This window comes from Gluconobacter sp. P5E10 (assembly GCF_018812145.1).
In the GTDB taxonomy this organism is placed as follows: domain Bacteria; phylum Pseudomonadota; class Alphaproteobacteria; order Acetobacterales; family Acetobacteraceae; genus Gluconobacter; species Gluconobacter cerinus.
Genome location: NZ_JACRVZ010000004.1, coordinates 351239 through 365834 on the forward strand (window position 1 = coordinate 351239; position 14596 = coordinate 365834).

12 protein-coding genes are annotated in these 14596 nt (G+C 52.0%); 3 read left to right on the forward strand and 9 right to left on the reverse strand.

Annotation, left to right across the window (positions count from 1 at the left end):
• Positions 1 to 100: 100 nt before the first annotated feature.
• The 7 genes from rsgA to KP707_RS10315 form a co-directional block, all read right to left on the reverse strand.
• Entirely contained in the window at positions 101 to 1132 is a 1032-nt protein-coding gene (rsgA, locus tag KP707_RS10285; RefSeq protein WP_211496171.1) for a ribosome small subunit-dependent GTPase A, read from the reverse strand.
• 183 nt (positions 1133 to 1315) lie between these two features.
• Positions 1316 to 2083: an ABC transporter permease gene (locus tag KP707_RS10290; protein WP_211502954.1), complete on the reverse strand. Its 768-nt coding sequence runs from the start codon at positions 2081 to 2083 to the stop codon at positions 1316 to 1318.
• A gap of 69 nt (positions 2084 to 2152) precedes the next feature.
• Complete coding sequence (locus KP707_RS10295) at positions 2153 to 2965, reverse strand: ABC transporter ATP-binding protein (RefSeq protein ID WP_211499193.1); 813 nt, start codon at positions 2963 to 2965, stop codon at positions 2153 to 2155.
• A gap of 71 nt (positions 2966 to 3036) precedes the next feature.
• On the reverse strand, positions 3037 to 3744 hold the full coding sequence (locus KP707_RS10300) for a M24 family metallopeptidase (RefSeq protein WP_211499194.1): 708 nt from the start codon (positions 3742 to 3744) through the stop codon (positions 3037 to 3039).
• 3 nt (positions 3745 to 3747) lie between these two features.
• On the reverse strand, positions 3748 to 4770 hold the full coding sequence (locus KP707_RS10305) for an ABC transporter substrate-binding protein (protein ID WP_211502952.1): 1023 nt from the start codon (positions 4768 to 4770) through the stop codon (positions 3748 to 3750).
• Entirely contained in the window at positions 4767 to 5489 is a 723-nt protein-coding gene (locus KP707_RS10310; protein ID WP_211502951.1) for a phosphoribosyltransferase, read from the reverse strand. Before KP707_RS10310 ends, KP707_RS10305 begins: the two co-directional genes overlap by 4 nt.
• A complete protein-coding gene (locus tag KP707_RS10315) occupies positions 5486 to 6259 on the reverse strand; it encodes a hypothetical protein (protein ID WP_211502950.1) in 774 nt (257 codons plus the stop codon). Before KP707_RS10315 ends, KP707_RS10310 begins: the two co-directional genes overlap by 4 nt.
• Positions 6260 to 6430: 171 nt before the next feature.
• On the opposite strand from KP707_RS10315, the gene KP707_RS10320 reads away from it, so the two are divergent.
• The 3 genes from KP707_RS10320 (at position 6431) to KP707_RS10330 (ending at position 12052) form a co-directional block, all read left to right on the forward strand.
• A complete protein-coding gene (locus KP707_RS10320) occupies positions 6431 to 7456 on the forward strand; it encodes a LacI family DNA-binding transcriptional regulator (RefSeq protein ID WP_211502949.1) in 1026 nt (341 codons plus the stop codon).
• A gap of 538 nt (positions 7457 to 7994) precedes the next feature.
• A complete protein-coding gene (locus tag KP707_RS10325) occupies positions 7995 to 10103 on the forward strand; it encodes a TonB-dependent receptor (protein ID WP_211506740.1) in 2109 nt (702 codons plus the stop codon).
• Positions 10104 to 10348: 245 nt separating this feature from the next.
• Positions 10349 to 12052, forward strand: coding sequence for a Na+/H+ antiporter (locus tag KP707_RS10330; RefSeq protein ID WP_099212798.1), 1704 nt, complete (start codon positions 10349 to 10351; stop codon positions 12050 to 12052).
• A 94-nt stretch (positions 12053 to 12146) separates the two neighbouring features.
• Here KP707_RS10330 and KP707_RS10335 read toward each other — a convergent pair whose 3' ends face one another.
• Both KP707_RS10335 and KP707_RS10340 read right to left on the reverse strand, forming a co-directional pair.
• Complete coding sequence (locus KP707_RS10335) at positions 12147 to 13211, reverse strand: bifunctional transcriptional activator/DNA repair enzyme AdaA (protein WP_211502947.1); 1065 nt, start codon at positions 13209 to 13211, stop codon at positions 12147 to 12149.
• Positions 13212 to 13372: 161 nt separating this feature from the next.
• Positions 13373 to 14494, reverse strand: a complete 1122-nt coding sequence (locus KP707_RS10340) for a metallophosphoesterase (protein WP_211502946.1) — start codon at positions 14492 to 14494, stop codon at positions 13373 to 13375.
• Between the last annotated feature and the right edge of the window lie 102 nt (positions 14495 to 14596).

Here is a 14596-nt window from a genome sequence, read left to right on the forward strand (position 1 = left end):
AAACGGCTTCAACGAGCATGCATCTCGTTTCACTCGTAAATTATTCGTAAATCTCTTCCGACGCTAAAAACTGTGGCGCTCTTATGTATACACCCACAGTTCAGTCGTGACGCTTCGCTTTCCGGGCTTCTCTATTAAGACGCAACTGTTCGCGCCGCTCCGCTCTTCGTCCCGCTGGATTTTTCTGCTCCTGCAGCAGGATTTCATGCTTCATCTTAAGCCAGTTATTCCAGCGCCGCTCATCAAGCTTCCCATCTTCACGAGCCTTCCGGACCGCACAACCGGGCTCGGCTTCATGTTTGCAGTCCCGGAAGCGGCATTGCTGAGCAATCTCCTCGACTTCAGCATTGAATTCCCCGAATGCGGCGGCGAGACCCTCCGCGGCATTCACCATGCCAAGTTCACGCATTCCTGGCGTGTCGATCAGCAGTCCACCCGAAGGAAGGCTCACCATTTCCCTGTGGGTCGTTGTATGCCTGCCCTGCCCGTCATACTCGGAGACAGCCCCCGTTGCAGCATGGTCGGTTTTCATTAGGGCGTTAAGAAGGGTCGATTTTCCTGCCCCGGAACTTCCCACCATGACGCCAGTACGATGCCCGTCGAGATATGCCGAAATCTCGCTCAGCCCCGTCCCCTCAAGAGAAGATACGATCCTGAGATCAACCCCAGGGGCGCAAGTCTGGGCAGCATTGGCGACTTGCTCAATATCCTCACACAGATCAGCCTTGGTCAGGACCATGACAGGCTTTGCGCCGCTTTCTCTTGTGAGCGCCAGATACCGTTCAAGGCGGGACAGGTTGAAATCTGCCCCAGTTGTCATAACCAGGAATGCGACATCAATATTGGCTGCAATAACCTGCGACTGCGTCCGCTTTCCGACTTCTTTACGGACAAAACAGGTCGTGCGCGGCAGGACAGCCTGAATAGTGCCACGTCGTTCGTAAAACCTCGGATGGCACACCACCCAGTCACCAATAGCCGGCCGATCCAATGGATCCGACGTATGCAGAAGCTTCCCTGCAGTATCAGCCTGAATCAGACCACTTTCAGTAATGACACCAAGAAGGCCTCGTTGCTGTGCAACGACACGCCCAGGGATCAGCTCACTTCCGGAGTAAGGCTGGAAGGCCAACGCAGTTTCAGCGCTCCACCCATAAGATGTCAGTACGGTCAGGGATCTTGTCTTTCGTTCAGGCTTGGGTCTCTGCCTGCTTTATAAGCACTGTCCCAGCGTTTTGGTATGCTCCTTTATTGGGGCACTGGGTAGTCCTTTAAGCAGCAAGTCCTGTAGCCCCAACAAAAAGTACCCTAACCCTCAAAGATGTGGGGCACGCCGCCAAGGTGATGTCGCTCTGTGCCGCCATGGCATGGCAACATATTCCAGCAGCAGCAGCATTGCGAAAGAGCCAATGCCAATCAACGTCATCAGAAGCATGGCACCATAAACCCCTACAGAATTCATCTGGGCGTTCGCCGCCAGCAAGTATGTTCCCAGTCCCATTTTGGAAGATGCTGTCCACTCCCCGATCACCGCCCCCGTTACAGCATAAGAAGCGCCGATTTTAAGGCCGGAAAAAAGCGGTCCCAGACAGGCTGGCAGGCGGATGTAGAGAAATGTACGAAGGGGCGTCGCGCCAAGCAGACGAGCGAGATTGATCTGGTCACGATCTATATGTGCCAGCCCGTCCATCATATTGACCACGACCGGAAAGAAGACGATCCAGGCCACAATAATAAGCTTTGGCGTCATACCGAAGCCGAAAATGATTACGAGCGGCGCTGCGATACCCACAATCGGAATGGCCTGAGATGTAACAAGTGCCGGATACAGCAAGCGCCCCAGCCCCGGCAACTGTGACATCACGACGGCCAGGAGCACACCAACTGCTGCGCCGACAAGATAGCCTGCCACCGTTTCCTTCAAAGTCTGCCACAACAGTCCGCGTATCATGACCTCATTCTGGAACAAGGCACTTATCGTGGCGACTGGCGACGGAATGACAAAAGCTGGCAGATGAAACACGAAAACGACGGCCTGCCACACCCCCAAAAGCATGAGCATGGCCACAGACCAAAAACTCATGGATTTGGCCACAGGATGAATGCAAATCGACCGGATCAGGCTCATTTCAAAATTCATTTCTGATAAGGGTCAACGATAAAGAAGATCAAGCGCTTCGGCTTTCAATGATATGAATGTGCTGGACGTCATGCATGAAACATCTCGAGGGCGCTCCAGATCAACGTTGAGAATACGACCGATCCGTCCCGGCCGTGGCAGCAACACGACGATCCGATCTGCGAGGAAGATCGCCTCATCCACATCATGAGTGACAAACATGATTGTACGTCCTGTTTCAGCCCAGACCTGTAGCAACCATTGCTGCATACTCAGTCGCGTCTGACTGTCCAGTGCGCCAAATGGCTCATCCAGCAACATAAGATCCCGGCCAGCCGTAATGGTCCGCATAAGTGCAATACGCTGGCGCATCCCTCCTGAGAGGGTCGCGGGATAATTGTTCAGATAGCTACCAAGACCATAATGCGTGGCAAGCGCCGTAGCCCGAAGCCGGTCATCCTGAGTGGCACCGCGGGTCAGAGATGCCCCAAGAACAATGTTATCCAGCGCTGTCAGCCACGGAAGGAGCAGGTCCTTCTGCAGCATATAACCCACATTACCCGGCTTTCCGACGATATCTTCTCCATCAAGCCTGATGCTACCCGTAGTGATAGGCAACAAGCCGGACACCGCATTAAACAGCGTGCTTTTTCCGCAGCCAGATGCCCCCAGAACGCATACAAACTCTCCCGGTGCGATATCGAGGCTGACATTGTCCAGCACGAGATTATCACCGAATGCATGCGACACCCCATCAATAGAAAGCTTAACGGCACGACCTGCAGTATTCCCGTTCGCACCTGTATGCGCCTGCGAAAAGAGTGCTTCAAAGGTATTGGGCATCATGAGGTCTTTCTGTTGAAGGCGCATCCAAGGCGTGCCTCAGCCAAGCCCGGCACGGTGATCGTGTATGACCGTCAGACCATTTTAACTAAGCCATGATCGAAGTAATAAATTTCCTCATATTTTACGGCCAGAGAGCTACCAACCTTCGCGATATGAGGCTCGAATGTGAAATAATTCACACTCCCGAGAAGGTGTTCATTTCCTTTCTCCATAATAATGAAATCATCGGTAGAAGCAGCGATGCTGTGACCATACGCATCGAGCAAATCGAGGTTTTCATAGCCATTTTCAGAGACCAGTGCAGACATCTTCTGATGTACATCCCCGAATGTCATGTCTGGCTGAATAGTCTTTATGAAGACGCCATGAAGATAGGCTTCAAAATCCATGGCCTGCGCCTCTTCCTCACCGGCGTCAGCGGCGGACACGATAATCCCGTTACGCAGGAAATAGGTCCGCGCGCTATCTCCGAAGTAATCATCAATGCGAGGGCCCACATCAATCGTAATGGTTTCGTTTTCGCCAAACAGCTTCGGAGACGGAACATAACTGCTATCAAAAACAGATAGTCGAAGCCGCTCTCCCGCCAATACAAAAGCGGGCGTATTGCCCCAAAAATCGGTTGCTCCATGCGCAAGCATGAGGTCATGGCATGCCTTGTGCACACTCGCCTCAGATGCACCGGGCACGATGTGGGCTGTAATATCGGTCAACACTGCACGAGCAATGTCCTGTGCAGCGGTGTAGTGACTCAGATCTGAGGGAAGTGATGCAGTCATGATCTACCTCGGCAGAAAATCGTTGGTGTAATAAGTGGCCAGCGGACGAACTTTTGAAATCAGACCAATGCGATGCATTTCACTCGCAAGCCCTGACCAGGACTGTGATGTCTGGCTCAAAGCGGTGTCACTATTTCCAAAATAAGGGACAGCCGCCGCCCAGCCAGCTTTATCGTAGAGCGGACTATCCACTTCCGGATAAATTTTGCTGAAGAGGGCTGCCGCCTCGGTCGGGTGAGCCATCGCCCAGAGAAGACCTTCACGCGTCGCAGCTAGCCAGGCCTTGGCATCCGCACCATGCAATCTCAGCCACTGAGGCGTTGCCGTGAAGGACCAGATGGGAATGTCTGGCACCCCGGTGACATTCGGACATGCAAGACTAGGCATTTGTCCGTCTTGAGCTATGGACGCCGCGATCGCAAAGGACGCCGCATTGGTGGCAAGATCCAGACGGCCGGAGAGCAGTAATGGCAAATCCTCAAACTGTGTAATGATCTGCTGGACATTCTCCGCATTTTTCACACCACTTTTCTCAAACAGCAGATGCATCATCACCGCCGTCCATGAGTCGGTAAAAATTCCTATTTTCTTACCTTCAAGGGTGCGGAGATCTATGGGCTCGCCCGGTCTGCCGACAACGCACCAGCTATTATGCTGATCGTAATTGGCAATGGAGACCAGCGGCAGTGAAACCTCTGCCGCAAAAACCACATCCGTCCGCGCTTCCATGCCGATTTCGGCCTGCTCTGTTGCGAGCATACGCGCCGTAGTCTGAGCATCTGGAGGCAAAACAATGGATACATCCAGTCCATATCGTCGATAAATGCCCTGCTCCTGAGCAACGACGATAGGAATTAGAAGAAAGCCCTGTACCGGCCAAAAATAAACCAGGCGGACATGATGCAGACTATCTGAAGCACGCGCTTTGTGGGGCAAGCACGCCAGCAAGAAACATGCTGAGACACCAGCAGCAGCCCACTTGCGCCAGAGCCGCCCGTTCACAGAACTTGCCTTATTCTGTGTCATCCGTTCAGGGAAGAAGGACGGTCATTTGTACACGTCCCTTCGATAGGGGTCCAACCGTGCCCCGCCAGACGAAACATGGGGATATGCCCTATCGCCTGAACCAGCGCGGGAAGATCCGGCCCGATTTCGCTCAAAGCCCTGTACCAGGCCCATCCTTCGGTCAGAGGCGCCACAACGCCAACTATATCTGCTCCCGCCTTGCGTAGAAGCCTGATGGCCGCCCCTGCGGTCTGACCCGTGTTAATGACGTCATCCACAATAACAACACGCCGCCCTTGCACGCGTTCTACAAGCGCGGGGTCAAGATAAAGCCGCTTGTTGTGAAGTGGGCTGGTTGAAGAAACCAGTGGCTCAGAAAGTTCTTCATCGTACCAGAACTTGCACGAATGCCCGAGTGCCACATAATCGTCCAAGCCAATATTCTGAGCTACAGGACGCGCATAAGCCAGTCCCATCGTCGGCACCCCTACGATGACTTCAGGGGCAAGATCATGAACCAGATCAGTCAGCAGGCGAATGATCTCATGCTCGACAGCAAAGCTTGTCTGATTAGACATAAGGAGCGCAATTGCCATTTCTCCACCTGGAAGCGCTCGCAGGGGCAGCTGAAGCACCGAACCGTCCCTTAGCGGAACAGAGTAACTCTCGGAATATATCGTCGCTTCCTCTAAAGATGACCTGGGGAACCAGCGAGCGTGATAGGGCTTGACCTGCGTCATGAGTGTTCCCCTGCATGGCTTTGGGCACCACTTCCAATGCGACAGAAGCCCGGAGGAAAATGCTGAGAGACCTGAGCAAAACAGGCTTCATCGAGCATTCCAAGATTGACGTGCATGACGCGCGAGCGAACACCCCGCCCATCATCATGCAGATCTGTCGCCAAGAGCGTTTTAACCTGCAGTCCCGTCTGCTGCGCAATGAAATCCCGGCCTTTGTTCTCAGTCTTTTCGCCGATCGTAAAAATTTCAAGGACCTCGGCCCCGGCGGTGGTGATCGCCTGAATAAGCGAAACCAGTGTTCCTCCAGTACTAATCAGGTCGTCGATCAGAATAATACGGTCCGTGGGGCGGACACCGTTCAGGTACAGATCCGTGGACCCTTCTGCGAGATACTCGTTACTCAATGGGACTTTAACTTCCCCAGGAGCACCTGAAGGCGTCCAGCGTGCAAGGGTGCGAGGGAGACGATACTGCCGCAGAATATCCGCAGTGATCATAGCGCCTCTATCTTCCTCCCCCACACCCAGCGTCGCATCGTCTGCGTGCGCTATATGGAGGCGAGAAAGCAAACAGATAGCATCCGCCAGCTCAGGCGAAAGCGGAGGAATATTATCCGTTACAGAGGTTGGGAAAAAAGAAAAAGTCTTTCCTCCCTTTCCCGATACAACATTGGTACCCCGGTCATGAAAATCTTTCACCACCAAGCGAATGGCATCCACAACCGCGCTACTGTTGATTGGAACGCCTAGGGTGTGAGCGGTGAAAGCCATATATGACACGGGACCTCACTTGATCAGTAAACCGGTTTACAATGACTAACTTTCGGACCATATCATTGTCAATAATCAACATAACGATTCCGATTTGGAGTTTCATGGCCTCATTCCCTGAGATGCAGCTCTAAATCGTACCAACCCCATGCCTGACAAGTTGAGCTTCAGATGAGTAAAGGCCCCACGATCAGTGACGTCGCCACTTTAGCTGGCCTCTCGAAAGGCGCCGTTTCTCGCTATCTGAACAACAAACTCGTGCTGCCTGCCGAAACTGCAGCGCGACTGGAGGCAGCCATTCAAACCCTTGGCTTCCGTAGAAACCACTTTGCGCAACGCTTAAGCCAAGGGAAAAGCGAAACGATCGGGCTAGTTGTGCCTGAAATTTCAGATCAGTTTTTCGCAGAACTTGCCGAAGGTGCTGAACTCGAAGCCGCATCAGCTAACTATGGCCTCATTCTGGGAATTGGCCGCAATGACGTGTCGCGGGAGATTGATTTTCTTCGATGGCTCGACACTCACATGGTTGATGGTCTGCTCTTCGTTTCAAACCGACCGGATGATGGACAACTCCGAGATCACCTTAATCGCTATCGGAATATTGTTATTCTGGATGAAGATATTCCCGGCAGCCATGCAAGCAAGGTCTTCTGTGACAACGTGCAGGGCGCACTCTACGGCGTCAGACATCTTATCAGCACAGGGCATCGACGTATTGCTCACGTGAGCGGCCCATCTGCTTTGATGAGCGCGGGTGAACGGCTTGCGGGTTACAGACAGGCTCTGGAGGAAGCGAACCTCCTATTTGACCCCGCTCTTGTACTGAATGGCCTTTATAGCCGTGATTATGGTCGTCAGGCGGCTATAGCTTTATCTGCCATGCACCCCAGACCTGATGCAGTCTTCGCTGGCAGTGACTATATTGCGATTGGCCTGATCGAAGGATTTCTTGACCTAGGCCTTACCGTGCCTGGCGATCTGTCCATTCTTGGATTTGATGATATCGCTCCGGCTGACATGGTCACACCCCGCCTGACGACTATTCGACAGAATGCACAGACCATGGGACGCGAAGGTGTACGCCAATTGCTGGCAACCATGGGTAACCCAGCACGTCCCGCCACGGAAATCAGAACACCGATCGCATTGGTACGGCGTGGCTCCATCAGATACAGGGGGCGAAATCCATCTATATAAGTAAATATTACTAAATATAAAAATTCCACAATAAGATAAATTACTAATTGTTATTATTTTATTTCCAATTGCAACATTCGAGAACATAATTTGAAATTTCAAATTTAAAAATACCGTTTTATTTTAAAAACAAATTTAGGTTACGTTTCCGTTATGGATTAAATCCGCATTATCGCTCGGTCGAAATCCATAATGATAAGAAACAAAAACAACTTGGTTCCACATGAAAGGAAGCCATGTGATGCGTTCTCGTGCTCCGAAAATTCGCTCGTTAAATCGGCGCCTCCTCGTCATGACTTGCCTGGGAACCAGCCTACCAGCCGGAATCATTGACGCCACATCCTTCTCGGAAGCACAGGCCGCAGCGACCGAGCAAGAGGCGGAAAAATCTACTCCTCATCGGGAGGCCCGCTCACGTCGCCACGACATTCCCAGTGTCTCAGAACATCCGAAACCCCGACATGCGCGTACGGAGATTAATTCCACAGCAGATGAAACTGTTCACGTGTCCAGCGTACAGCGAAGCCGAGGCGGCGGGATGATGCGTGTTGAAACTGCCCCATACGCAGTACAGACCATTACAAAATCGTTTATTGATATGCGGAGCCCCACAAGTACTGCGCTCGAACTGGTTCGAAATCTTCCAAGCGTTAACATTGCAGTCACCGACACGTCTGGCTTGCAAGGTGGGCGCATTCAAAGCCGAAGCCTGACAGATGCTGATATGGCACTCATGATTGATGGCGGCCCTGCAGCCAGCGCGGCGTATATGGCAGAAAACGTTGAATCCGAAGACGTCGACAGCGTCAGCATGATGCCGGGTTCGTCTCCAATCGATCTTCCCGTAACATCAGCAGCCGCTGGCGTTTTGAATCAGGCCACTCATGATCCCTCACACAAATTTGGGGGAACGATGGATTTTTCATACGGCACAAATAATCTGGCACGCCAGTTCATTCGCCTTGAATCAGGAGACGTTGGAAACACGGGAAGCAGAGGGTTTGTCTCATTCGCGCATACCCAGGCACGCTCATGGTTTGGTGGAGGACGCAATGAGAAGATTCACGTGGATGTCGGCGTGCGAAAAGACTGGGCCAATGGCTCATATGCCCGCGCATTCATGGGATGGAACCTCGAAGACTTCGTTGTCGACAGATATGGCACCGCCAATCAGTTTTATGATTTCAAACGGACGGGAAATAGCTACGGTCGGAAGGCCGAATTCGATGCGGTTGGTAACGATTACTGGAAAAACAACATCAACCACTGGATGCAGCTTTTCCTGACCGCGCCAATGCATGTTGTCCTCACACGACACCTGCATTTTGATCTCCGCCCCTACTACAACTGGGGACGCGGCTGGAGCGGAAGCGCGGGCGCTTTTTCAGGCGCAACGAGCGGCAATACCTATAAATCCGGAGTACCTGTCGCCACCGGAACTCCCGTAACCAGCTTTTTCTTGCAGGATGGCGCATTCAGCGTCGGCCTAACAGCAATTCTTGGATACGATATCGATAAGCATAATCACTTTGAACTTGGCTACTGGTACCAAAATCAGGATTACACCCAGCACTTTCCAAGCAGCGTGACAACTGCCGAAGGCGCTAACCCAAGTCCCAATAATTCTACTTATCAGATCTATCGAAACGGCAGCCGCGTTTACCCAGGCAACACGGCAGGCTTTGAAATTCATTCATTATTTTTTCAGGACACCGCAAAATACTTCCACGACCACCTTTTGGTTAACGCTGGCTTCAAATATGTCATGTCGAATGTTTGGTATATCGTTTATCCAAGCAAGCAAAAGCTTGGACAGAACCTGACTGCCCCATTGCCGCATGTGTCAATCAGCTATCACTTCAATGAGCACCATCAACTTTACATGAACGCAGAAGGTGACTTCAGACAGCCCGCCTCCTCTGCGGTAGCGAATACGAATATCGATGGAACATTGCCTAAAAATCAGTATTCGATCAGAGAAGAGCTCGGCTATCGTTATAACGATAAATACCTCATTGTCGATCTTGATCTGTTCAATTACAATATAACAAACCGCCTCCTCTCTACTTATGTCGGGAATAACCAGACTGGCGTCGTAAATGCTGGAAATCAAACCGCTCGCGGCGTGGACTTGATGGTATCAACACAGCCCATTCACGGGCTCAGCCCTTATTTTTCCATGGAATATCTCAACGCCACAACTGATACCAATATTGCTGCTTCAGATATTAACGGAAGTCTTACGGCCTTTGCGAGTAAAGGAAAGCAGGCCCCGTTAGCTCCACATTTCATGGCAAACTTTGGCCTGACGTACACCTATAAAGGTATATTTGCGAACGGTGCCCTTCACTATACTGGCCCGCAATCCACAACGCTTGCGGGGGACCAGCGGATGCCGGGTTATTTCACAAATACGCTTTCACTCGGTTATCACTTCAAGCCCCTCTGGCATGCAAAGTCACCAACTATCCGACTGAACTTTACCAATCTTACCGGTGCAATCCTGCGCACAGGGGTGGTTGGCGTCGGTACAAATGCCAGCCAGGTACGCCTTATGAACGGAAATCTCTCTAATCCGGGTTCTGGTGCACAGTTTATTCTGGAACCCCGATTTACAGTTACAGGCACGGTCTCAACAGCTTTTTAAAAGTTGTCAGAGATCTTTTACGAGGCGCTTAAAGAAGACGGGAAATTCATATTCAATGTAATTTCCCGTCTTTGAAAAGGAGTTTTTATAACAAAATCTATTACTTAGGATGAGAAAATATATGATGCGCCGACAAGGTCCCAACATGCCTGGAGCGCCAATAATTATAATGATGCGACACCCTCAGAAATTTCAAAAATCACGAAACATTTGCCTGCTTCTAAAAATTGGCCGAAAGACTATGTATGTCGGAAGCAGAAACCACTCTCGTCCTCCTCGCCATGATCGTTGTAAGCAGTCTGGCAGTTAAGGCGCTTTCCAATCGTGTCCCTGCCCCTCTGGTTCAGATCCTGCTCGGTATTATTGCGTCTCTTCTCGGATTGCATATTGGACTGAAGCCAAGCCTGTTCATGCTGGTTTTCCTGCCCCCACTCCTTTTCACAGACGCTTTTCGTATGCCGTTGCGTGAGTTTTCAGAACTCCGTAGCGTAATTCTGTTTCTGGCATTCGGCCTGGTTGTGATTTCGACTGTCCTTTGCGGCTACGCAATTCACTGGATGATCCCGGCCGTTAGTCTCGCGGTATGCTTTACACTGGCGGCCGCCCTCTCTCCCACAGATACTGTTGCAGTCTCCAGCCTTATTGCAGGGCGCCGGGTGTCTGAGCGGCTGATCCATATCCTGAACGGCGAAGCTCTGTTCAATGACGCGTCGGGCCTTGTATGCTTTCATTTTGCAATGATTGCCGCAATGACGGGAGAATTTTCATACCGTCATGCTTTCAGTTCGTTCCTGCTGGTCTCTTTCGGAGGATTAGCCATCGGAGCTGGACTGGCGTGGATTGCCGTACGCGCTGAGCGCATCCTGCTTCGCCGCGGATTTGACGATCCTCTCATGCAGGTTTTGATGATCGTGCTTCTGCCATTCGGTATCTATCTCGCAGCCGAGACAGCACATGCTTCAGGCATTCTGGCAGCTGTCGCCGGATGTATGGTTATCAAACTGACAGGAGTATCAGACGAAGCTGCAACCTCGACCCGACTGCAGGCAAGCACGGTTCTCGACACTGTCAGTTATGTTTTTAACGCCTTGATCTTCCTCCTTCTAGGGCTACAACTCCCCTGGCTACTTGATGCTGGCGTCGAGTTGGCTCACGAGCACAGCGCGCATTTCTGGCAACTCTCGCTACTGGTCGCGAGTGTTTACGCCATTATGTTCATTATTCGCTTTTGCGGAATTTGGGTTTCCATCATTCGCAGATGGGCAACTGCCCGAATGTCACATCGCACCTTCGCGTTCCCACATATCCTCGAGGTTGTGTTGCTCGCCTTCTCGGGCGTCCGTGGCGCTGTTACGCTGGCAGCAGTGCTTTCGCTCCCAGCTATCGGGATTGACCCGGAAGCATTTCCTGAACGCAGCTTTGTAATTACTGTCGCAACTGGGGTCATTGTTCTTTCCCTCGTTATGGCAGCGATCGCTATTCCGCTGTGTATCCGATATCTGCCACGCGATATGGCAGACAAGCATGCTCAGGAAGAAAGTCTTGCCCGCCAGCGCCTGCTTCAAGCGACTTTGCAGCTTCTGCACCGTGAACAAAGCCGCACAGAGAAAGACCGAAGTGAATCCCTTGACCAGGCAGACAGTGATCATAGCAACGAAGATATGAGGCTGGAGGTTCTCGGACGCCTGCTACAGACCTATGAAAACCGCCTCAGCCAAATTGATGGCCCAACCCAGTCCCCAGTGTTGACGCGGACGACAGCGCTGCGCCGTGAACGGATCGAACTCGCATTACGCCTGATTGTCCTGAGGCTGCAGCGACAAACACTTCATGCGCTGGTGGACGCACGCGACATCAATGATCAGACGGAATGGGACATTCAGCGTGAACTCGACTACGAGGAGCAGGTAATCCGCAGTCGCGTTCAAAGATTGCCGCAAGATATTTAAAATTAATAAATGAAATACAATTAATATGAAGTAATTAACTAAAAATACTTTCCGCGCACCTATGACATTATAAAATATTAAACCTGAAAAGCGGTTATCCTATTTTCGATTTTTTAAGCTCGCGTTCGATCTCAATAAGCCTGTGTTTCCGCCAAAGTCCACCACCATATCCCGTCAAGGAGCCGTCCGCGCCAATAACGCGGTGGCATGGGATCATCAGCGCTATCTGGTTGGCACCATTGGCGCGCGCAACAGCTCTCACTGCGGAAGGACGGCCGATTTGCCGTGCAATGTCAGAATAGCTTCTGGTTTCACCAGCAGGAATTGTTCGCAAAGCCTCCCACACCTTTTGTGTAAAGGCGCTTCCGCTCACAGCAAGAGGGGTATGAAAACTGTCTGATCGCGCAGAAAAATAGGCTTCGAGTTCGGCCTCAGCCTGCTCCGATGGCGGCATGCGGCCGATACCAATTCCCTCCGGCGAGGCCTTGTTAAGTTTCTTGAGCTCTGCGGGCAGCGCTTTTCGATCTACGAACTCTAAAAGATGCAGATGACTGCGACTGCTGACAGCCATCATATCGCCCAAAGGTGTGGGTATCCATGTCGCCTGTAAAAGCTTATTGGGGCGCAATTCTCCCGGTGCGCATCCCAGCAGACGAGAAAAAGCCGCACGAAACGCACTTGCTGACTCAAAGCTGGCCTCATGCTGAGCCGTAATGACCTTGCCGCCCTCAGCTAACGCTTCGAACCCTTCTCTCAGACGCCTCTGACGCGCCATTTCCAGAAATGTCATTCCAAACTGTCGCTTGAAGCTCCGGCGGATTGTAGAAGGGTCGTACCCCAATCTGATAATACAGTCTTCGGACCACCGCACATCAGGACGTGTATCCAAAGCCTGCAAAAAGGCCAAAATTGCGGGGTCGGCAAGCGCAGCAGCCTGAAGAGGATGACAACGCTTGCATGGACGAAAACCCGCTTCAATACAGTCCCCAATAGTCGGGTAAAACGTACAATGCTCGCGCTTCGGTTTTCTGGCCGGACAGGTCAGGCGACAAAACACCCCGGTTGACGACACGCAGACGAATGCTTGTCCGTCGAAATATTCATCGCGGGCGAGCAGAGCGGCATAGAGAGTATCTGGGTCAGGAAGATCGAATAGCATTCAGAAAACCTATAGCCACTAACTCTCAAATGTCGCCGGTTTTCAGGCGTTGATTTTTTATTTTCGGCGTAGCCTCTTCCTTGGCACCCAAATACCCGCCAAGGGACGGGTATCGTTTTCTAAAGTTCGCTCGTCTAACGCCTCCATGAGAGGCGCAGATTTCAATTTTCTTCAGTCCGCAGATGAAAACACGTGATCTCGGATGGTCTGCCAAGCCGCAGTGCAAAACCTGGCCACAACCCGGTCCCATTACTGACGTAGAGCGTCATATTACCCACGCTGTAGCGCCCGGAGACGTACCCGTTATTACCGCGTGCCACCAAACGATCTAACCCCAAAATCATTCCGCCGTGCGTGTGACCGGATAACTGCAGGGCAACGCCATATTCGGCTGAGACACGCGCATCCCCAGGTTGATGATCGAGCAATATGACCGGCGCTCCGTCCGGGCTCCCCTTAAGGGCTTCCTCTAAATCTGGGCCAGGCTTCCCATGGCCAGGCGCTGACCTGTCTGTTACGCCGGCAAATACCAACTGATCTGCCCCTCTGGTAACCACTGCATGGTCATTCAACAGCATATGGAAGCCTAATCCCGACAGATGCTGCATCCAGTCGGAATAATTGAAAAAATATTCATGATTTCCCGGTATTGCCAGTACACCATCACGCGCCCGCAATCGGGCGAGTGGTGCGACATCAGCACGCCGCATCTCCACAGATCCGTCGATAAAATCTCCCGTCACAACGATCATGTCTGCTGCTGCCGAGTTGGCACACTCGACCATTGCTGCGGCCCACGTGGCCGGAAACAGCCGACTGATGTGCATGTCACTCAACTGGAGCAGCCTGTATCCATCAAACACCCTGGGCAGACCGCGGATGGTGATCGTCACATCTTTGACTGGCGGTACGCGCAAAGCATTCGCAACACTCACAGCAGCCAAAAATCCCGCAAGCCCGCCAATAGCCTCTCGCGCACTAGCGGAGATATGGACTGGCTGCCATTCCGCGAGAGCGAAGACCAGTGCACCAACATCAAGCGCGATCTGGAACAGCGTGAGAAACAGGATTGCCCCAAAACCCCAGTTGAACAGGACGACGAAAGGTCGAGGAAATTCCGGAGCGAAAACGGAGCCCGACGAGAGCCTAGACCAGTAATGATAAAGCGCTGCGACGATCACCAGAACGCTTCCGAGCATTTTCGCAGCGAGAGGCAACGGAAGCGGCCAGAGCCAGTTCAGGATCACGACAAGGAGGGGCAAACCGAAAACAACAACACGCACGGCAATCAGCCTCCTTGCATGAAAGCACCAAGAGACGCCCATCGCCTCTTAGCCTTAGAAATATTCACTGCGTCCATGTGCTGGGCGTCAAAACTACGCATG